At 55.7% G+C, this 19683-nt stretch carries 17 protein-coding genes, 1 tRNA gene and 1 pseudogene; 8 read left to right on the top strand and 11 right to left on the bottom strand.

The annotated features are described in order from the left end of the window. Positions 1-949: 949 nt before the first annotated feature. The 4 genes and pseudogenes from PspCFBP13509_RS11545 to PspCFBP13509_RS11530 form a co-directional block, all read left to right on the top strand. A complete protein-coding gene (locus tag PspCFBP13509_RS11545; protein ID WP_161985726.1) occupies positions 950-2299 on the top strand; it encodes a RelA/SpoT domain-containing protein in 1350 nt (449 codons plus the stop codon). 53 nt (positions 2300-2352) lie between these two features. Further along, complete coding sequence (locus PspCFBP13509_RS11540) at positions 2353-2991, top strand: hypothetical protein (RefSeq protein ID WP_137212066.1); 639 nt, start codon at positions 2353-2355, stop codon at positions 2989-2991. 119 nt (positions 2992-3110) lie between these two features. Beyond that, the gene (locus PspCFBP13509_RS11535) at positions 3111-4370 is read left to right on the top strand and encodes a hypothetical protein (protein WP_137212065.1); all 1260 of its coding nucleotides are present in this window, start codon (positions 3111-3113) and stop codon (positions 4368-4370) included. 186 nt (positions 4371-4556) lie between these two features. Continuing rightward, positions 4557-5126: pseudogene (locus PspCFBP13509_RS11530) on the top strand (tyrosine-type recombinase/integrase); the annotation flags it as partial. Here the strand turns inward: PspCFBP13509_RS11530 and PspCFBP13509_RS11525 are convergent. The 4 genes from PspCFBP13509_RS11525 to PspCFBP13509_RS11510 all read right to left on the bottom strand — a co-directional run bounded on the left by PspCFBP13509_RS11525 (position 5115) and on the right by PspCFBP13509_RS11510 (position 6831). After that, positions 5115-5387: a hypothetical protein gene (locus PspCFBP13509_RS11525; RefSeq protein WP_137212064.1), complete on the bottom strand. Its 273-nt coding sequence runs from the start codon at positions 5385-5387 to the stop codon at positions 5115-5117. The pseudogene PspCFBP13509_RS11530 and the gene PspCFBP13509_RS11525 overlap by 12 nt on opposite strands. Beyond that, positions 5387-5665 (bottom strand): hypothetical protein, encoded by a 279-nt coding sequence (locus PspCFBP13509_RS11520; protein WP_137212063.1) that lies wholly within the window; start codon positions 5663-5665, stop codon positions 5387-5389. The genes PspCFBP13509_RS11525 and PspCFBP13509_RS11520 overlap by 1 nt, the downstream gene beginning before the upstream one ends. Before the next feature lie 698 nt (positions 5666-6363). Then, on the bottom strand, positions 6364-6573 hold the full coding sequence (locus tag PspCFBP13509_RS11515; protein ID WP_137212062.1) for a hypothetical protein: 210 nt from the start codon (positions 6571-6573) through the stop codon (positions 6364-6366). A 168-nt stretch (positions 6574-6741) separates the two neighbouring features. Next, positions 6742-6831: transfer RNA gene (locus PspCFBP13509_RS11510), tRNA-Ser, on the bottom strand. A gap of 336 nt (positions 6832-7167) precedes the next feature. Between PspCFBP13509_RS11510 and PspCFBP13509_RS11505 the strand changes: the two genes are divergently transcribed. The 3 genes from PspCFBP13509_RS11505 (at position 7168) to PspCFBP13509_RS11495 (ending at position 9910) form a co-directional block, all read left to right on the top strand. Further along, on the top strand, positions 7168-7860 hold the full coding sequence (locus PspCFBP13509_RS11505; RefSeq protein WP_137212061.1) for a crotonase/enoyl-CoA hydratase family protein: 693 nt from the start codon (positions 7168-7170) through the stop codon (positions 7858-7860). Between the two features lie 212 nt (positions 7861-8072). Next, positions 8073-8795: a lysophospholipid acyltransferase family protein gene (locus PspCFBP13509_RS11500; protein WP_137212060.1), complete on the top strand. Its 723-nt coding sequence runs from the start codon at positions 8073-8075 to the stop codon at positions 8793-8795. Positions 8796-8938: 143 nt separating this feature from the next. Then, positions 8939-9910, top strand: a complete 972-nt coding sequence (locus tag PspCFBP13509_RS11495; protein ID WP_027603646.1) for a magnesium and cobalt transport protein CorA — start codon at positions 8939-8941, stop codon at positions 9908-9910. On the opposite strand, the gene PspCFBP13509_RS11490 is transcribed toward PspCFBP13509_RS11495, so the two are convergent. The 3 genes from PspCFBP13509_RS11490 to PspCFBP13509_RS11480 form a co-directional block, all read right to left on the bottom strand. Then, positions 9907-10632, bottom strand: coding sequence for an amidotransferase (locus tag PspCFBP13509_RS11490; RefSeq protein WP_027603645.1), 726 nt, complete (start codon positions 10630-10632; stop codon positions 9907-9909). The genes PspCFBP13509_RS11495 and PspCFBP13509_RS11490 overlap by 4 nt on opposite strands. A gap of 94 nt (positions 10633-10726) precedes the next feature. Then, positions 10727-12871, bottom strand: coding sequence for a 3-hydroxyacyl-CoA dehydrogenase NAD-binding domain-containing protein (locus tag PspCFBP13509_RS11485; RefSeq protein WP_137212059.1), 2145 nt, complete (start codon positions 12869-12871; stop codon positions 10727-10729). Between the two features lie 15 nt (positions 12872-12886). Then, positions 12887-14092, bottom strand: a complete 1206-nt coding sequence (locus PspCFBP13509_RS11480; RefSeq protein ID WP_065924811.1) for an acetyl-CoA C-acetyltransferase — start codon at positions 14090-14092, stop codon at positions 12887-12889. A gap of 639 nt (positions 14093-14731) precedes the next feature. On the opposite strand from PspCFBP13509_RS11480, the gene PspCFBP13509_RS11475 reads away from it, so the two are divergent. Further along, positions 14732-15538, top strand: coding sequence for a c-type cytochrome (locus tag PspCFBP13509_RS11475; RefSeq protein ID WP_137212058.1), 807 nt, complete (start codon positions 14732-14734; stop codon positions 15536-15538). A 28-nt stretch (positions 15539-15566) separates the two neighbouring features. Here PspCFBP13509_RS11475 and PspCFBP13509_RS11470 read toward each other — a convergent pair whose 3' ends face one another. The 4 genes from PspCFBP13509_RS11470 to PspCFBP13509_RS11455 all read right to left on the bottom strand — a co-directional run bounded on the left by PspCFBP13509_RS11470 (position 15567) and on the right by PspCFBP13509_RS11455 (position 19528). After that, on the bottom strand, positions 15567-16370 hold the full coding sequence (locus PspCFBP13509_RS11470; RefSeq protein WP_027603641.1) for a transglutaminase family protein: 804 nt from the start codon (positions 16368-16370) through the stop codon (positions 15567-15569). Then, positions 16367-17317 carry an alpha-E domain-containing protein gene (locus PspCFBP13509_RS11465; protein WP_027603640.1) on the bottom strand — a complete coding sequence of 317 codons (951 nt, stop codon included), beginning with the start codon at positions 17315-17317 and terminating at the stop codon, positions 16367-16369. Before PspCFBP13509_RS11465 ends, PspCFBP13509_RS11470 begins: the two co-directional genes overlap by 4 nt. Before the next feature lie 4 nt (positions 17318-17321). Further along, on the bottom strand, positions 17322-18731 hold the full coding sequence (locus PspCFBP13509_RS11460) for a circularly permuted type 2 ATP-grasp protein (RefSeq protein WP_027603639.1): 1410 nt from the start codon (positions 18729-18731) through the stop codon (positions 17322-17324). 455 nt (positions 18732-19186) lie between these two features. After that, positions 19187-19528 carry a ribonuclease E inhibitor RraB gene (locus PspCFBP13509_RS11455; RefSeq protein ID WP_015885395.1) on the bottom strand — a complete coding sequence of 114 codons (342 nt, stop codon included), beginning with the start codon at positions 19526-19528 and terminating at the stop codon, positions 19187-19189. Positions 19529-19683: the final 155 nt, after the last annotated feature.

Here is a 19683-nt window from a genome sequence, read left to right as displayed (position 1 = left end):
TTTTGGTAATGAGCTGCGAAAAACTGGATAAAGCCTAATAAAATCAGGTAGTTGATATAGTTTTACAGAGGTAATAATAAGGTAAGTAAATGGTTAGAAAATTACTTTCAGTGCTAGTAATGTCAGTGAGCCGCCAAACCCAGTAAAATGGGGACTTGAATAAAATATTACCTCTTTCGTTACCTTATATTACCCTCCATGGTAATGGCTGAAAGCCACGTCCTGTAAGGGCTCCAGCCCGTTCTGACATACCGATTACTAAAATTACCCTTTCCCCACCCCTCGCCTGAAAAATAGCCATGCGCTGACCTTTTTGGCGTTTTTTTTCCACACGCTCTTGATGGGTACTGACAACCGGAAATTGATGGCGATGCTGTGCAATGTCTCGGAATGCCGGAAACCCTTACAGGCTGGGCCTCACGGTCATTTTTACGTAGGGCTCGACAGCGGCTGGTATAGCCCTGAAATGAGCGGTTCCGAAAACGAAAACACCGCCTGCAGCAGGTTTTCATAACCATAGCCCCCGTAAACCGGGCACCTCGTCTAAGTGCCCCCTCCCCTGCCGCCCCCTGACGCATGTGCAAAGCCACTGCACTTTTTTGCAAAGCCTTGCACTCTGTGTAATTGCGAAACATCCCGCAGACCCCTCAGCGGGCTTGGGCGGGAGCCTCGCTTGCACCCACTAGCCGTTTGCACAAAAAAGGGACACAAAGCCCGTCGGCGGGAGGGGATAAGTGCTTTTCCAAGAGACTTTTTCTTTGAGTGCCTTGCAAAGCACGTCAGCACGAAGCCCATTGGAGGGAAGAGGACAAGTGGTTCTTAGGTAGTTTCGTCATCGAATCGGTGAAGAAGAAACTCGAGTGGGAAATTCGATAATGGCAAAAGGACAGGTGCTTGATCTATAGTCAGCGCATGCATGTGCCAACGGGGGTAAAAAATGGCTTTTCAAATGAATAAAGAAGACTTTCTTCTAAAGGCAGGTTATACGGAGAATGATTGGGACAAGTCCCTACTTAATTGGGAGCGGTTCATTGGCATCGCAATTCAGCATGAAAAAATGCGATCTACGCTAGCGCTATACGGCGGTGCTATTGCTAACCGGATTCAAGCGTTCGAGGGTGTTCACTCCGTTAGATGGAGAATTAAAGACACCTTTGCGCTATTAAAAAAAATCTTAAGAAAAAACCTTGAAACACAACCAAAGAGCAAATGGCAAACCATCGCACCCGAAAACTACAGGTCGGTTTTTTCTGACCTGATTGGTGTGAGAGCACTTCACTTATTGAAAGAAGAATGTATCGTCGTCGATAAACAAATACGTGAAACCTGGCACGTAGATGACATTACTATTTTTAAAAGAGATGGTGATACGGAAATATCCAAAATCATTGCACGCGGTGCTGCGGAGGAAATACATAGTGCAGGATACAGATCAATTCATTACGGTATCTCTTACAAACCTGAAAAAGAACCCATACTAGTTGAAATACAAGTCAGAACTATATTTCAAGAAGGCTGGAGTGAGATCGACCACAAGGTCAAATACCCTGACTTCTCCAATAACGAAATCCTGAAGTACTTTCTAAACGTATTTAACGGACTATCTGGAACCGCCGACGAAATGGGGTCATTTGTAATACTTCTAGACAATCTAATAAAGCAGCAAAGTGCCTCTTTGACCGAAAGCGAATTAGCCATATCAGTTAGAGATGCCGAATTAGAAAAGCTTCAAGAAGAAATCAACAAGCTCCGATCTGATGGGAAAGCGCCAGACGACTCAATTGACTCTCTTCAAACTAGCGTCGACAAGATCAAAGACCGGAACATATCACTCCCAAATAGCGCATTTCTCAATAGCATTTTAGCCCCGAGTTCACACGGCTTTAGCCAAGCAGCGGAGCAAGCACGCGCCATTATGTCCGGACTAAATATCAGCAGTGAACTCGCAGCAGCTATGAAAAACCAAAGCTCGATATACGCAGACGCGATTAAACGCCTAAACATGCCGAACGGAGCGATATCAGACGCCATACAAAACTTTACTCGGCCAAATGCTGCCATCTTAGATGCAATAAATGGAATGCGTGCCCCAATCGCAAACATTTCAGAGAAACTTCCAAAAAGAGACAACTCTCAAATTGAAGTATTAGCCTCCCCTGAAAACGTCGAGCCATCGCCATCTTCTTCGACTGACGACAACGAAAGCCTTCAAAACCCCAAAATCAAAGAGGATACTGAGTCCTCAAAAGCCACCGAAAACACGGAAAACTCAAGCAATACAGATCAGTCAAAAACATAACTATCTGCTACCAAACCTACTCATTTTACTGGCTTGTTATCTCAGGAAGACAAATGGATATTGAAACCTTCCACAATTGCCTCAGCTATCTATCTTTAGCACAAAGAGAAAAATCGAGTCTTGAACTGCTATTACCAATAGCAACTACGGCAATTGGCATTTTTATCGGCTTCGGAATAAATGTAATTCGAGATCGAAAAAAAGACGACAGCGCAGTAAAAAACAAAAAAATGTGTATCAACGAGGAGCTAGAACGAACGCGAAGTGAGTTGGAGCATATATTCAAAGAATGCATTAAAATTTACGACTCCGCGGCCGCACAGCAAGCGGTCTTAGGACACCAGATACCGGAAGAAATTGATACTCCTTTTCTACGCGAACACTTTGTAAGTATCGCACACCGCTATACCAAACTAGAAAGAGAAGCCCTTACTCAAATTGCACCAGCCGTTAAATACATTAATCATAGCCTGCACGCGTTCACTTCCACTTACAACAACCCTTCGAACACCAATCAGATAGCTATAGGTTCACTGAACATACTTAGCTGTACCATTCATGGTTACCAATGCCTTGAAGTGATAGCTCAAAAAGAAAAAAAATCGAAAAAAACAACAATTATTGAAATAGCAAACAAGCTAAGTATAACTTCCGCCTACGTGGATCACTTACGCAACACACCCAACTTATGATTTGCACAACCTTAAAAACCAATATCCAAAAGCGCCGAATTCAAGTATTAACACCACGACAAAGGTGCAACTTATACATCGAAACCACTGTATAAAACGAATCCAAACGGAGCATAAAAATGGACAAACAAAAAAAATGCATCTACTGCGGTAGTTTTGGTCCCTTCTCTGATGAGCATGTGTTTCCTGCCGGCATGGGCGGCGATGACAAAGACTATATCCTTATCGATTTAGTTTGCGTTGAGTGCAACACCGTGACCTTTTCAAAACTTGAACTATCACTAATGCGTAGATCGCCAACAGGACTTGGTAGAAATTTCATGCAGTCAAAATCTAGGGAGCGAGGTGGGCAAACCGCCAAGCCTTCAATAGAGACCAGAAATCGTTATGTTATAGACGAATTTGGCAGACTGCTTGAGTCAGAAGAAGACAAGAACGGGGTAGAAACCATATTAGCTCAGTGCTATTTCGAAGGTGAAAAAATATACTATACGGCTCAAGACTCACCACACCTAAAAAAAATGTATGACGCCCTCGAAATCGCATTGAGCAAGACTACAATCAACATGATCAAAAAAATAACCTCAAAGTCTTTTGAGGTTACAGTGTATGAGTGGACAAATGACAAGTACGAATTCCTAAAAAAAGAAACCGTTAATAAACCTCCCACCGTAGGAATATGGGTAGACTCCCCATCTGAAAAAACCCAAAATTTCAAGCCTCGCTTTTTCCAGAAGCTCAAGGGGCAGCTCGTACTAAAGACGGAAAACAATGAAGGCCATACTGCCCTTCTAAGAAATATGCGACGAACTCTTCCATCTATTCGACAAAAGCATGCTGATGTTCAACCTAACACTATAGAAAATCCGATAGTACAGGTAGAAATGGTCGTGGACATGCAAGAGACTGAACGAGCTATCGCTAAAATCGGTTTCAATTTTTTTATTCTTACCCTGGGAGAGTATGCGGCAAACGAAGCCGAGTGCAACGGTATTAAAAGTTCTATACTGAGAGGAACTCCGGAGCTGCCATCCTCGTCTTTTGGTGAGGACGCACAAGAAGTAATTTCAGATCTATTCGGTATACCTCCGCAAAAATGTCATTGCGTAATGCTGTTGGCAATCCCTTCGGGCTCTGACACTAGAGACATATATTTTAATGCAAAACTTTACGGCTCAGGGGCTCACAAAGTACTAATAGCAAGATCTACGAAATTCAGCGGATTGGAAGACCCCTTCTACTTTATAATCAATTATGAGACCAATAAGATTGAAAAGCTTTCAATGCTAGAGTACCAGTTAAAGCACGGAACATTAATTGACCGCTTTCAAACCAACTTGACCAGAGAAAAAGTTGATCACTTGCCAAAAACGTCATAAACATCGCCAAATGCCCCACACCACAACCAACACTTTTCCCACAAAGCCGTCGATTTACACTTCAAAAACTTATTATTTTACTGCGTGACGAGCTTCAACGCCGCCGCCAGTTTCTTTACCTCTGCACCTGCAATTTCAAATACATCCGAGTTACTTGGTACGGGTGTTGGCCCGTGGACATGCACAGTCCAGTTCATGATATGGGCCGGCCCCCGCGTATCCGAGACCATTGCCCTGGCATGGGAGGATGTGGATCTGGCGCAAGGGACCGTAACATTCCGCAGATCCAAGGTGCGCGGGGCTTACAGGGTGACGAAGACCCGGCGTTCAACGCGCAAGGTTCGACTACTCGTCCCGGCCTGGGATGCACTGCAGAAGATCGACGCACTGAATCGGAAAAGAAAGGCGGAAACCGTCGATATTGTCGAGCGGGACAACAAGACGGTACGGCAGCACAAGCTGCACTTTGTTTTCTTGAATACGAAAAGCGGATTACCGCACGTGAGCGACTTCGTGGTCAGGGATAGGTTTTTCAAGGCTCACTTGCTCGCGGCCGGGGTTCGCTATCGTGGGCCTGGCCAATGCCGGCACACGTATGCCAGTCAACTGCTGACCACAGGGATAGCGTCGATTGACTGGATCGCGGAACAGATGGGACACACCAACGGGAACATGATCCGTCAGCATTACGGGACGTGGATTAACGAGGATGGGCCGGATGTGGTGGGGATGTTGCAGTTAGCGTTAAAGCTCTGACTGCCACGTATCTGAACCGTCCTTCAAAGCTTCCAGCTGCACGGTGGCCACACCGTCAAAAAGGCTGTACAGCGCTTCAACGGTGCGCGGATTGAGCGCACCGCACACATCTAGACCTTCCACAAACCCCTCGGCGCGTTCCAGTGCCCGATGCACTTCGTAGGCACGCTCGGCACGCCCCAAACGCGCCAGGTGTTTTTCGGTATGACTGCGCACCCGCGTCGGAAGCACGATACCAGACAGCGGATCAGCGTCAGTCATCACAACCATCCGGTTTGACGGCCTACTTCTAACCGCTGGCTCAAGTCTCGCCCCTGTTCTGGCGTCAACACACCCGCCACAAGCAGCCCCCACAGAAAACCACGCAACTGGTTCTGAATACTTAACATGCCGTTATGGTTCAACACTTCGAATCGGAAGTCTTCGACCTGAGGCCGTAAAAATGGCAGCTGCTCAGCAGGGTCCGCTAAGGCAATCAAGTCATTGAAATACCGATTAGCGCTATCAATGGCGGCGGGGTCAGTCAATCTTTCGTACACAGGTCACCTCCTTTCAAAATGTTGGGCTGTGCGCCAGACCTAATGTAGGGGGTTCTGATAGACCAGAATAGGGGGGATTCGTAAACAGTAGGTATAAAAAAGCCCCCGATCCTAGGCGCAAGGAGGGGGCCGTTTCAACGTTTGTCACAGTTAGCTCAGGCACTTGAGCGACACATCACTCTAGCCTTACTAAGATTTACCTAGTACGTAAATCGGCCCAACCTCAGCCACTCCGTAGGAATGACGACTCCCCGCCACTACGGCTACAAGCTTCCAACCAGCAGCCAACAGTTCATCCACCTCTTCCACGTTCGACGCCTCAATAACTTCTACTACCTCATGCATCTGCATAGTTACTGCCTCCTTTGATGATGGCTCATTGTAATCACAGCAAGCCAGCCCAGGGCCGGTTTTTTGTTCGCCCCATCGCGGCCTTACGGGAATCGTATACGCATCGATGTCAATTGCGGGACTGGCATAGGTGACTGGTCTAGCCACCGGTGAGCAAGCTACTGAGGCGGGACGTGAGGGAATCCAAGACAGCCCTGGACCGGAACGACGGCGAGGTTCGGCTACATCAGCAGAAGACGATAGCGCTTGATTGAGAACTACAGATAGTGTTGCTGCTTTCATGATAAGACCCCATGTGAGCCAAGTTGAATGGCTCTATCAGTCTGAGGCCGTCTATCAAAGGCAATTTATTCAGACTTTCCGAAGCGCGCATTTTCCCGTTGTGCGCGCTCCCGATAAACACTGATCAAGCAAACCATCAGCAACAACCAGGTTCCTAAAAGCCCCCAGCGCAGGCCGATAGGCCACTGGGCTGGATCAAAATCAAACTGGGCTCCAACTGACAGGTACAACATCAAGGCCAATAGAAGGCCGTCACGGCAGAGTTTTATCAACACGGCGTGCTCCTAATTTGGGATCTATTGGTGATCGTAAGCCGAGTACGCGATAGGCACCAATATGCACCATCTGTCCCAGATCTGTCCCATATGGCCATTTTTCAGACGCCAAAAACCACAAACCCCCGACTTTCTCTAGGAAAATCAGGGGCTTGCGTTTTCAGAATGTGGCGGTGAAGGAGAGATTCGAACTCTCGATACAATTTCTTGTATACACACTTTCCAGGCGTGCTCCTTAAGCCACTCGGACACTTCACCGTATCTCGTCAAACCAGTTCAGTCTGTCGAGGCGCGCTAATGTAGTCGAAAGCCTTTCTGATGGCAAAGGTTTTTTTTAGAATTTTCATGCGGTTAGATGGGTATGCCGGGATGTGCCCGGCGAGGGGTGGTGATTCTGCCATTCTTGGGCATGGGCGGCCTGTGTCTGGGGTCGGTGTTGCGCCCTGCCCCAGGCCTTCCGGCGCTCTCCTTGCGGGGAAAGTCTGACTGGGTAGTCAGTCACGGCGCTTTACCGGGGCGGGCGTGGTGGGTAACGTCTGCGCATGCGCCTTTATAAACAGCCTCTCTACAACAAATCCTACAAGGAACCGCGTCATGAGTGAGTTGATTGCTTACCACCTCGAAGACGGTATCGCGACCCTGACCCTGAGCAACGGCAAGGTGAATGCCATTTCTCCGGATGTGGTCAGTGCGTTTAATACAGCGCTGGACCAGGCCGAGAAAGATCGGGCGGTGGTGATCATCACCGGCACGCCGGGGATCCTGTCGGGTGGTTATGACTTGAAGGTAATGACAGCCGGCCCTAAAGAAGCCATCGGCCTGGTGACGTCGGGCTCGACGTTGGCGCGTCGCCTGTTGTCCCACCCGTTCCCGGTGATTGTGGCGTGCCCTGGGCATGCGGTGGCCAAGGGTGCGTTCCTGTTGTTGTCGGCGGATTATCGGATTGGGGTGGAAGGCCCGTTCAGCATTGGCCTGAATGAGGTGGCGATCGGCATGACCATGCACCACGCCGGTATCGAGCTGGCGCGGGAGCGTCTGCGTAAGTCGGCGTTTCATCGGTCGGTGATCAATGCCGAGATGTTTGACCCGCAAGGCGCGTTGCAGGCCGGTTTCCTCGACAAGGTGGTGGCACCTGAAGAGCTGCAGGCGGCGGCGCTGGAAGCGGCACGTCAGTTGAAGAAGCTGAATATGAACGCCCATAAGCACACCAAGCTGAAGGTGCGTAAGGCGCTGCTGGAGGCGTTGGATGAGGCAATCATCCAGGATCAGGGGCATATCCTGAGTTAAGCCCTACAACCGAAACATCGAAGCCCGACCTTGCGTCGGGCTTTTTCGTACAAATGAATCCGAAACATCTTTAGCCGCTCTAGCCTGCCTATATCGGCACATATTGAAACATGTGCTTAAACATCGCCTATCTCCTACCTCTTTACGGGTAATTGCCGAACTCAGTGCACATCCGTACACTGCGCCACCTTTTATCCCGATGGGCCGTGTCGATGCTTTTTCTGTTACGCATGTTATTGATGGGCCTGCACTTTATGGTGGCCGGTGTACTGGGCGTGCTGCTCGGGACCTGCCGGCCGTTCAACCCGGACAACAGCCGCTTGTGCGCGCGTCTCTATGCGCTGCCAGCCATGTGGATCCTGCGCCTGAAGGTGAAGACCGATGTCGACTCCCTGCGCAACAAGCCTGGTACGTGTGTGATCATCGCCAACCACCAGTCCAACTATGACCTGTTTGTGCTGGGCACCGTGGTGCCCCATCGCACTGTGTGTATCGCCAAAAAGAGCCTGAAATGGGTACCGCTGTTCGGCCAGTTGTTCTGGCTGGCGGGCAATGTGCTGATCGACCGCGGCAATGCGCACAAGGCACGTCGCGCGATGCTCACCACCACTCATACGTTGCAGCATCAGGACACGTCGATCTGGGTGTTTCCGGAAGGCACGCGCAACCTGGGCAAAGGCCTGTTGCCGTTCAAGAAAGGCGCGTTTCATATGGCCATCGCCGCTGGCGTGCCCATCGTGCCGGTGTGTGTCAGCAATTACGTCACCCATATGAAGCTCAATCGCTGGAACAGCGGTGATGTGCTCATACGTTCGTTGCCGCCGATTCCCACTGTGGGCCTGACTTCGGATGACATCCCGCAGTTGATGCAGACCTGTCAGGCGCAGATGAATGAATGCATCGCTGCGATGGATCGCGACGTGCAATCTGCCTGAACCCCTTGTTTACGGGTGCTTCGTGCGCCGACGCAAACAGGCGTGCTCGCCACAAAAAGCACATGCCTGCAACAGGAACAATGGAACGCCATTCAAGCTAAGCTGCCCAACACCTGTCCTCCTAATAAGAAGTGATCAGCACCATGGGTAGAGTTGTTGCGGCCGCCGTGTACAGCGCCGGAAAGAAAGTCACTGATATCACCCTCGACGAAGGCGCGGCCTGGGCCGCCAAACCCGGGCATTTTGTGTGGATCGGCCTGGAAGAGCCCAACGCGCAGGAGCTGGCCAACCTGCAACGCCAGTTCAACCTGCATGAACTGGCCATCGAAGATGCCCTGGAAAAACACAGCCGCCCCAAGCTGGAAACCTTCGGCGACGCACTGTTTATCGTCACCTATTCACCGGTGCGCGAGAACGGCAAGCTGGAGTTTATCGAGACCCATATCTTCGCCGGCAACGGCTACATCATCACTGCGCGTAACGGCCATTCGGCGTCCTACGGCTTTGTTCGGCAACGCTGTGAGGCTCGGCCGCTATTGCTGGAGCATGGGGAAGATTTCGTACTCTATGCCCTGCTGGATTTTGTCACCGAGAACTACCAGCCGGTCAGCGAGGCGATCCACGCCGAGATCGATGAACTGGAGCACAACGTGCTGTGCAGCTCGCTGAGCGAGCGCGATATCCAGAAGATCCATGGCCTGCGCCGCGACGTGCTGCGACTCAAGCGCTATGTGGCGCCGATGGTGGAGATCAGCCAGGAACTGCAGAAGCTGAGCTTCCCGTTTATCGACAAGAACATGCGCCCGTATTTCCGTGACGTGCAGATCCACGTCACGCGGCAGATGGAAGACCTCACCACCCTGCGCGATATCGCCAGCCAGACCATCGAGATCGGTGTATTGCTCGAAGCGTCGCGCCAGAGCGTGGTGCAGCGCAAGTTTGCCGCGTGGGCGGCGATCCTGGCGTTCCCCACCGCGGTGGCGGGGATTTATGGGATGAACTTCCAGAACATGCCCGAGCTGCAATGGCACTACGGCTATTTTGCTGTGCTCGGGTTTATTGCGTTCGGTTGCACGGGCTTGTGGGCCAGTTTCAAGCGCTCGGGCTGGCTTTAAACCCGGGCCTCAGGCTTGTGCGCCACGAAGCGCATCATCCATTCCGCCACGGTCACGCCGTGGTGGTCGCGCGCCAGGCTGGCGACGCCGTTTGTGTAGACTTTTTCACCCAGGGTCGTCTGAAGAATCTCCAGCAACTCGCGGGAATAATCATGGATAAATTCCGGGTGCCCCTGGAAGCACAGCACCTGGTCGCCGATGTGATAGGCGGCGAACGGGCAAAACTCGCTGGAGGCGATGACCGTGGCATTGTCCGGCAAGGTGGTGACCTGGTCCTGGTGGCTGATCAATAGCGTCAGCTCTGGCACTTCAGGGCTCATCCACGGCGCCTTGGTATCCAGTTTGTAATCGTGAATGCCCATGCCCCAGCCCTGGCCGGCGCGCTCGGCCTTGCCGCCCAGCAGCAGCGCGAGCAATTGATGGCCGAAGCAGATGCCCAGCAACTTGTCGCCGCGCTCATAGCGTTCGAGCAGGTAGGTCTTGAGGGTCTGGATCCAGGGGTCGGTGCCGAAGGAATCGGCCTTGCTGCCGGTCACCAGGTAGGCGTCGAACACTTCGTCGTCCGACGGGTATTCGCCCTGCACCACGTTGTACACAACGAATTCGGCGGCAATCGGCTGCTTGGAGAACAGGCGCTTGAACATCTGCCCGTAGCCTTGGTATTGATCGATCAAGCCTGGACGCAGGATATCGGTTTCCAGGATACAGACGCGTAGCGACATAAAAAATACCTGACACGGTGATGGGAATAATGCACACCCCAGAGCCTGCCTTGAAATACCCTGACAAGGCAAGCCCTGTACATGCCCAAAACCGTCAGAAGGTCGTGTTCTGCGCAGCTTTGTCGAGCAACAACGCCGGCGGCGAGAACCGCTCCCCATACTGTTCGGCCAGGTAGCGGGCGCGGGCGATGAAGTCATTGAGGCCGTACTGGTTGATAAACTGCAACGCGCCACCACTCCAGGCGGCAAAACCGATCCCGAAGATCGACCCCACGTTGGCATCCGCGGTGGACATCAACACGCCCTCCTCCACGCAGCGCACGGTCTCGATGGCCTGGATAAACAGCAAACGGTCGCGCACATCCTGCGCTGAAATGCGCTGGTCGGCTCGCTCAAAGCGCGCTTTCAATTCAGGCCACAAATGCTTCTGCCCGCCCGCCGGGTACTCGTAGAAACCTCCCCCCGCGGCCTTGCCCGCGCGTTTGTACTCGTTCACCAACAGATCAATTACCACCGTGGCCGGATGGGTTGGGACTGTTTTACCTTCAACCTGCAGATCCTTGGCAGCCTGTTGTCGGATATGGCTCATCAGGCTGAGAGACACTTCGTCGGACACCGCCAGCGGCCCCACCGGCATACCCGCCTTGCGCGCCTCGGTCTCGATCATCGGCGCAGCCACGCCTTCGCCGAGCATGGCGATGCCTTCATGGGTGAAGGTGCCGAACACCCGCGAGGTGAAGAACCCGCGACTGTCGTTGACCACGATCGGAGTTTTCTTGATTTGCAGGACGAAATCGAACCCTCGGGCCAGGGTTTCTTCCGAAGTGCGGGCGCCCTTGATGATTTCCACCAGGGGCATCTTGTCCACCGGGCTGAAGAAATGCAGGCCGATGAACTTGCCTTGATCCGGCACCGCCGTGGCCAGGCCGCTGATGGGCAAGGTAGACGTGTTGGAGGCGATCACCGCGTCGGCGCCGACCACATTGTGTGCGGCAGCCGAGACCTTGGCCTTGAGTTCACGGTCTTCGAACACGGCCTCGATGATCAGGTCACAGCCGGCCAGATCAGCATCCGAAGCCGTAGGATGAATCCGCGCGAGGGTGGTTTCGCGCTGCTCAGCGGTCAATTGCCCACGGCTGACCTTCTTGTCCAACAGCGCCATCGAATGCGCCTTGCCCTTCTCGGCGGCCGTCAGGTTGATGTCCTTGAGCACCACATCGATACCGGCGCAGGCGCTGACATAGGCGATGCCTGCGCCCATCATCCCGGCGCCGAGCACCCCGACCTTACGCGTCACGTAAGGTGCAAAGCCCTGAGGCCGCGAGCTGCCGGCGTTGATTTCATTGAGTTGGAACCAGAAGGTGCCCATCATGTTTTTCGCCACCTGCCCGGTGACCAATTCGGTGAAGTAGCGGGTTTCAATCACATGTGCGGTATCGAAATCCACCTGCGCGCCTTCCACGGCGGCGCAGAGGATTTTCTCCGGGGCCGGAAAGCAGCCGTTGGTTTTGCTGCGCAAAATCGACGGTGCGATGGCGAGCATTTGCGCCACTTTCGGGTGAGACGGCGTACCACCGGGAATCTGATAGGCCTTGTTGTCCCACGGCTGCCTGGCCTGCGGATTGGCGAGAATCCATGCGCGGGATTTGGCCAGCAGCTCAGTGCGATCCGCCGCCAGCTCATCGACCAACCCGGCTTGCTGCGCTTGCTGGGGCCGGACTTTCTTGCCTTCGAGCAAATACGGCAAGGCCTTTTCCAGCCCAAGCATGCGCACCATCCTCACCACGCCACCGCCGCCTGGCAGCAGGCCAAGGGTGACCTCCGGCAAACCGAGTTGCACCGACTTGTCATCCAGCACGACGCGGTAGTGACACGCCAGGCAGATCTCCAAACCGCCGCCGAGGGCTGCGCCATTGACGGCGGCCACCACCGGCCTGCCGAGGGTTTCCAGGCTGCGCAGTTGCGCCTTCAACACCAGGACGCTGTCGTAGAAATCCTGGGCGTGGGCCTTGTCGACCTTGATCAGTTCATTGAGGTCGCCGCCCGCGAAAAAGGTCTTCTTCGCCGAGGTGATAACCACGCCGGCAATGTCGTCCTTTTCCGCCTGCAGGCGTGCGACGGTGGCCGCCATTGCCTCACGGTACGCGGCGTTCATGGTGTTGGCGCTCTGGCCGGGCATGTCGAGGGTCAGCACCACGATCTGGTCCTGGCCTTTTTCGTAACGAATGGCATCGGTCATGACAACTTCCTTGGCTCAGAGGCGTTCGATAACGGTGGCGATGCCCATACCGCCGCCAACACACAGGGTGGCCAGGCCGTAGCGCTGCTGGCGCACCTCCAGTTCGTCGAGCAGGGTGCCGAGGATCGCGCAGCCCGTGGCGCCCAGCGGGTGGCCCATGGCGATGGAGCCGCCGTTGACGTTGACGCGCGCGGCGTCGATGCCCATGTCCTTGATGAACTTGAGCACCACCGAGGCAAAGGCCTCGTTGACCTCGAACAGGTCGATGTCCTCCACGTGCAAACCTGCCTTTGCCAGGGCCTTGCGCGTGGCCGGCGCCGGCCCGGTCAGCATGATGGTCGGGTCGGTACCGGTGACCGCCGTGGCAACGATGCGTGCCCGCGGTTGCAGGCCCAGCTCGCGGCCCTTCGCTTCGGAGCCGATCAACATCAATGCGGCACCGTCGACAATGCCGGAGCTGTTGCCTGGTGTGTGGACATGGTGGATGCGTTCCACATGGCTGTAGACCCGCAACGCGGTGGCGTCGAAGCCCATCTGCCCCATCATTTCGAAGCTGGGCTTGAGCTTGCCCAGGCCTTCGAGGGTGGAATCGGCGCGAATGAATTCATCATGGTCCAGCAGCACGATGCCGTTCTGGTCCTGCACCGCGATCAACGACTTGTTGAAGGAACCGTCTGCACGCGCCCTGGCGGCTTTCTGCTGGGACTGTAGGGCAAAGGTATCGACATCCTCGCGGGTGAAACCTTCCAGGGTGGCAATCAGGTCGGCGCCAATGCCCTGGGGCGTGAAGTGACTGTGCATGTTGGTCTGCGGGTCGAGCACCCAGGCCCCGCCATCGCTGCCCATGGGCACGCGGGACATGGACTCCACACCGCCGACCACCACCAGGTCCTCAAAGCCGGAACGCACTTTCATCGCGCCGAGGTTAACCGCCTCCAGGCCCGAGGCGCAGAAGCGGTTGATCTGTACACCGGCGACGCTGACGGCCCAGTCCGCCACCAGGGCGGCGGTCTTGGCGATGTCGGCGCCCTGGTCGCCCACCGGGGTGACGCAGCCGAGCACGATGTCATCCACCTGTTGAGTGTCGAGGTCGTTGCGTTGCCCCAGCGCGGTGAGCAGGCCGGCCACCAGGTTTACCGGCTTGACGCTGTGCAGGGCGCCGTCGGCCTTGCCTTTGCCGCGGGGCGTGCGTATCGCATCAAAGATCAAAGCTTGGGTCATGACGTCCTCGAACCATTGCGCAGTAATGCCCTTACCTTAGGCCCGATTGACACGGTTTCAATGACGGATGCGCTCATTGCTTTTGACCGCCACGCTCGGACGAACGGTAGGCACCTAAGGTAATTGCTGGATTAATCGTTTTAGCTGTCTAGCCAAGGCATTGGCGCCAAGATGGCGTTATGCCTCATGCCTTTTTAAGCTGAAATGCTGATTAGGTGATATGAAATGGGTCTAAGCCGCGCAGAACGAGGGCTCTAAGGTTCAATCAGTAAGAAGTTGCTGCCGGGTTTTGCTGGAGCAGCTGTAAGAAAAGCGACACGTCACATTGCGATACTCATATTCAACGGCACGCATTTGACGCTCAGGAATAACAACAAAAGGCAGTCAGCCATGTTTAAACATTCGAAAGTACGTCAGGCAGGACTTATTCTGTTCGCCACCACATTGATTCTGATCTTGCCCAACTTGACCAAGGTCATTGGGTGACCTCTTCTTGAGCCTGTTCTTACCTCAGGATTACCGCTTTTGGCAGCACCTGCCGGGACTTCGTGCATAGCGATCCTGTTGCAGGGGCTGCCTTTTTATCTGCACTTTTCCGCTATCGTGGGCCCTATCGCCACTTAACACGGGGCCGCCGTCTTGAAACCGATCTTCGCATTCCTTGCCTTGTTGCTCGCCCTGCCCGCTTCGGCGGCGCAATTGACCGTCGAGCTGGATCACAGCCGCAAGACCTGGCAGACCGCCGACCTGCTCAAGCATCCGGACGCGCAGACAGTGCAGGTCGTCGATGACGTTTCCTACAAGCGCAACATGACCTATCGCGCAGTACCGCTGGCAGTGCTCCTGCCGGGCCTACAGCCCGATAATCATCTGCAAGCCGTTGCCCTGGATGGCTTCGCCGCCGAACTGACGGCTGCACCGTTGCTGCAAAAAAACGGTGCCCGCGCCTGGCTGGCCGTGGAAGACCCGGCCCACCCATGGCCCCCATTGGCAGACGGCAAGCCGAGTGCCGGGCCGTTCTACCTGGTGTGGACCGATCCGCAGGCCGGGCATATCAGCCCGGAGCAGTGGCCGTTCCAGATCTGCGCGATCAAGCAGTTGAAGACGGTGGCCGAACGTTTTCCGGCGCTGCTGCCCGACCCGACGCTGGCTGCGAATGATCCGGTCAACCAGGGCTTTGCGCTGTTCCAGAAGAACTGCCTGGCCTGCCACCGCCTCAATGGCGCCGGCGACGCACAGGTGGGGCCGGACCTGAATGTTCCCTACAACCCTACGGAATATTTCAGCGGCGACTTCATCAAGCGCTATATCCGCGACCCGCAGAGCCTGAGGCACTGGCCGCAGGCAAAGATGCCAGCGTTCGCCGCCAGCGTGTTGCCTGACAGCGAGCTGGAATTGCTGGTGGGGTACTTGAAGCATATGGCGGGGCGTAAACAACACCCCTGAACCCAGCCTGATCTCGGTGGCGAGCGGGTTATTGCTGCTGGACCAGGACCACCGGCGTCGGCGCCACGAACACCTTGGCATGCATCTGCTCATGCCCTCCGCCACGGCGCATACCGCGTACCGGGCAAGCGTCGAGGTAGTCCAGGCCCACGGCCAGTTTCAAATGCCGCTCCGGCCGGGCCAGTTGGTTGGTCACGTCAAAGCTGTACCAGGCGTCATCCAGCCAGGCTTCGGCCCAGGCGTGGCTGGCCAGGTGAGTGCTGTCTTCCGTGTACAAATACCCAGACACATACCGCGCAGGAATGCCCAGGCTGCGCGCGCAGGCCAGGAACGCATGGGTATGGTCCTGGCATACCCCCGCCCGCCCTGCGAAGGCCTGGGCGGCGCAGGTGTCGACTTCGGTGGCGCCGGGCGTGTAGACCATCGACTGGTTGAGGGCGTGCATCAGGTCGATCAGGGCCGTGCGATCACGACGCTGGTGGCAATGCTGTTGCGCAAAGGCGCGCAGGGCGTCGTCGGGCTCGGTCAGGCGGGTGCAGCGCAGGAACGGAAAGGCTGACTGGCTCTCGTGTTCAGCCTCACGCAGCTCATCGATATCCACCTGGCCACGGGCGCCAATGATGATGGCGTCGTGGGGTTCGTCCAGGGTCAGCACGTGCAGGATGTTGCCGAACGGGTCGATCTGCGCGCGCACCGGGCGAGGCAGGTCCAGTTGCCAACTGAGCACATGCTGGCGCTCGCTGTCGTGGGGCGTGAGGCGCAGGTACTGGATGCTGGCGCGTACCTGGTCTTCGTAGTGGTAGGTGGTTTCGTGGCTGATGGAGAGTCTCATGCGGCCTCCAGGTAAGAACTGTAGATGGCGTCGCCCAACTGGCGGACCAAGGGGATAAAGTCGGTCAGCCAGGCGTGCAGGCCTTCCTCGAGGATTTCATCGATCGCGGTAAACCGCAGGCGCGCGTCCATCTCGGCAGCCAGGCGCTGGGCCGGACGGCCGTTGATGCCGGGCAGGCTGGCGAGGATCTGGTCGATCTCTTCGCTGCAGGCCCGCAGGGAGCGCGGTACATCGGCGCGCAACAGCAACAGCTCCGCGACTTGCCGGGCACCTGGGGCGTCGCGGTAGATCTCGGTGTAGGCCTCGAACGACGATAACGCGCGCAGCAAGGCACTCCATTGATAGTAAGCGTGGGCGGTGCCATCGGTAACGGCTTCGGCCTGGTCGCCGGCCATTTCATAGCGCGCATCCAGCAGCCGCAGGGTGTTGTCGGCGCGCTCGATAAACGTACCCAGCCGAATAAAACGAAAGGCGTCATTGCGCATAATGGTGCCGTAGGTCGCCCCCCGGAACAGATGGGAACGCTCCTTGACCCACTCGCAGAACCGGCTCATGCCGTAGCGGCTGAGGCCCTGCTGTGAGATTTCGCGAATCTCCAGCCAGGTTGCGTTGATGTTTTCCCACATGTCGGCAGTGATTCGCCCACGCACAGCATGGGCGCTGGCCCGCGCGGCACCGAGACAACTGTAGATGCTGGCCGGGTTGGCCGCATCCAATGCGAAGAAATGCAACAGGCGTTCGGCGTGCAATTCGCCGTGGCGCTCGCGGTAATCATCCAGCGTGCCGGTGATCAACAGCGGCATGGCCAGTTCATGCAGGCCATCACCGCGCCCATCCTGGGGCATGAGCGACAGCGAATAGCTGACATCGAGCATGCGCGCGAGGTTTTCCGCGCGTTCCAGGTAGCGCGACATCCAGTACAAATCCGAGGCAGTTCTACTCAACATGGCATCAGTCCTCGACCACCCAGGTGTCTTTGGTGCCGCCGCCCTGGGACGAATTGACCACCAGCGACCCTTCACGCAGCGCGACACGGGTCAAACCGCCGGGTACCACACGGGTTTCCTTGCCGGACAACACGAACGGGCGCAGATCAATATGGCGCGGCGCAATGCCGTTTTCGACAAAGGTCGGGCAGGTGGATAAACACAGGGTTGGCTGTGCGATATAGGCGTGGGGCTTGGCCTTGATACGCGCGCGGAAGGCTTCGATTTCCGCGGCCGTGGACGCTGGCCCCACCAGCATGCCGTAGCCGCCGGAGCCCTGGGTTTCCTTCACCACCAGGTCCGGCAGGTTGGCCAGCACGTGGGACAATTCGTCGGGCTTACGGCACTGGAAGGTGGGAACGTTCTGCAGGATCGGTTCTTCGTCCAGGTAAAAACGGATCATCTCGGTGACGAAGGGGTACACCGACTTGTCATCCGCCACCCCGGTGCCGATGGCATTGGCCAGCACCACATTGCCCGAGCGATACGCCGCCAGCAGGCCGGGCACGCCGAGCATGGAGTCGGGGTTGAAGGCCAGCGGGTCGAGGAATGCGTCGTCGAGGCGACGGTAGATCACGTCCACGGCTTTGGGGCCGTCGGTGGTGCGCATGAACACACGGTCATCGCGTACGAACAGGTCCGCGCCTTCCACCAACTCCACACCCATTTCCCGGGCTAAAAATGCATGCTCGAAAAACGCGCTGTTGAAGCGCCCCGGGGTCAGTACCACCACGCTGGGATTATCCAGGGGGCTGGCGCTTTTCAGGGTATCGAGCAGCAGGTTGGGGTAATGATCGATCGGCGCGATGCGCTGGGCCGCGAACAGCTCGGGGAACAGGCGCATCATCATCTTGCGGTCTTCGAGCATGTAGCTCACGCCGCTGGGTGTACGCAGGTTGTCTTCCAGCACGTAGTAGGTGCCGTCGCCGTCGCGTACGAGGTCGACTCCGGAGATGTGGGAATACAGGTCGCGGTGCAGGTTCAGCCCCTGCATTGCCAACTGGTATTGCTCGTTGGCCAGTACCTGTTCGGCGGGAATGATCCCGGCCTTGATGATGCGTTGTTCGTGATAGAGGTCGGCGAGAAACATGTTCAGCGCCTTGACCCGCTGGATGCAGCCACGCTCGACCATCCGCCATTCGCTGGCGGGAATGCTGCGGGGGATGGTGTCGAACGGAATCAGGCGCTCGGTGCCCTGCTCGTCGCCGTAAAGCGTGAAGGTGATCCCGGCGCGGTGAAACAGCAAATCGGCTTCGCGCCGGCGCTGGGCCAGCAGTTCAGCGGGGGTGTCGGCCAACCAGCGGGCGAACTCGCGGTAGTGAGGGCGAACCTGCCCTGCCCCATCGTACATTTCGTCGTAATAAGTGCGGATCATGCCGTACTCCTTGTCACCCGGACGCGAGAACCATCGCAAGGCCCGTGCCAGCGGCATAAACACTTAAAAATCAGTGAGTTGAATATAAGCAAAGACCTGATCGCACCGTCCTGGTGCGCGGAATCCCCACTGCACTGCCGCACGCTTCATGGCAATGCAGGCTTTGGCTATCAACAGCATAGTCAGAGTTGATTTCACTGCCCGTGCCAGCCTGCGGATAATTCTCCCCATCCGCTGAACAGGACACGTCCTACAGCCTTACCCATCCCGCACTCGGTACCTTGAAGCTCGTGTACTGACCGGCTCCTTCGGTCTTCCCTTTCAGCCACCCTTTTCGGGTGGCTTTTTTTTTGTGCGGGAAAGGGCAACGGTAGTTCCGGAAATTTTCACACAGCACATACAAAATCGGCCGACCCCAGGGTCAGCCGATACGCTGTGTTGCTCATACAATGGCGCTACATGGGTAACCCACGCACCTCCTGCTTGACGCCCCAACCTTCGATGATTCCGCCCAGCGGCTCGACCACCGCTTCAAAGTCCTGCTCGAAGTCTCCTATGCCATCGTAGGTTGCAAACATGATCTTGCTCAGTTCCAGGTACCAGGCGCCATCGTCGCGCGCACTGACCTGGGCATTCAGGGACTCACCACGAAATTCACCCGCAGCCCTGCGCGCCCGTTCCTCATCCGGGAAAATGGCGTAGAACTCAATGGGGTGGAACCGTGAAAAGTCGAAACCGCCTTCTTTCATGCGGCGCAGAACGTTGGTGCTGATGTCTTCTTGATAGGCTGTGCTCATGAAACGTCCTCCTCAAACCGATGGATAGACTTTCCGTGCTTCCCAAAGCCCGCGCGCTGACGGCGCGGGTACCACGGCAACAACATCACCACGGGAAAACAAGCATGTAGCTGACAAGACCAGACCTTAGCGATTCATTCGCTGATCTCACTTGC

This window comes from Pseudomonas sp. CFBP13509 (genome assembly GCF_005233485.1).
GTDB classification, from domain to species: Bacteria; Pseudomonadota; Gammaproteobacteria; order Pseudomonadales; family Pseudomonadaceae; genus Aquipseudomonas; species Aquipseudomonas marginalis.
The sequence above is the reverse complement of the archived record's forward strand: the minus strand, read 5'-3'. Positions and strand labels throughout refer to the sequence as shown.

Coding starts and splice junctions, on each gene's coding strand:
- PspCFBP13509_RS11545 (WP_161985726.1), top strand. CDS start 950: ATGAATAAAGAAGACTTTCTTCTAAAGGCAGGTTATACGGAGAATGAT.
- PspCFBP13509_RS11540 (WP_137212066.1), top strand. CDS start 2,353: ATGGATATTGAAACCTTCCACAATTGCCTCAGCTATCTATCTTTAGCA.
- PspCFBP13509_RS11535 (WP_137212065.1), top strand. CDS start 3,111: ATGGACAAACAAAAAAAATGCATCTACTGCGGTAGTTTTGGTCCCTTC.
- PspCFBP13509_RS11525 (WP_137212064.1), bottom strand. CDS start 5,387: ATGACTGACGCTGATCCGCTGTCTGGTATCGTGCTTCCGACGCGGGTG.
- PspCFBP13509_RS11505 (WP_137212061.1), top strand. CDS start 7,168: ATGAGTGAGTTGATTGCTTACCACCTCGAAGACGGTATCGCGACCCTG.
- PspCFBP13509_RS11500 (WP_137212060.1), top strand. CDS start 8,073: ATGCTTTTTCTGTTACGCATGTTATTGATGGGCCTGCACTTTATGGTG.
- PspCFBP13509_RS11495 (WP_027603646.1), top strand. CDS start 8,939: ATGGGTAGAGTTGTTGCGGCCGCCGTGTACAGCGCCGGAAAGAAAGTC.
- PspCFBP13509_RS11490 (WP_027603645.1), bottom strand. CDS start 10,632: ATGTCGCTACGCGTCTGTATCCTGGAAACCGATATCCTGCGTCCAGGC.
- PspCFBP13509_RS11485 (WP_137212059.1), bottom strand. CDS start 12,871: ATGACCGATGCCATTCGTTACGAAAAAGGCCAGGACCAGATCGTGGTG.
- PspCFBP13509_RS11480 (WP_065924811.1), bottom strand. CDS start 14,092: ATGACCCAAGCTTTGATCTTTGATGCGATACGCACGCCCCGCGGCAAA.
- PspCFBP13509_RS11470 (WP_027603641.1), bottom strand. CDS start 16,370: ATGAGACTCTCCATCAGCCACGAAACCACCTACCACTACGAAGACCAG.
- PspCFBP13509_RS11465 (WP_027603640.1), bottom strand. CDS start 17,317: ATGTTGAGTAGAACTGCCTCGGATTTGTACTGGATGTCGCGCTACCTG.
- PspCFBP13509_RS11460 (WP_027603639.1), bottom strand. CDS start 18,731: ATGATCCGCACTTATTACGACGAAATGTACGATGGGGCAGGGCAGGTT.
- PspCFBP13509_RS11455 (WP_015885395.1), bottom strand. CDS start 19,528: ATGAGCACAGCCTATCAAGAAGACATCAGCACCAACGTTCTGCGCCGC.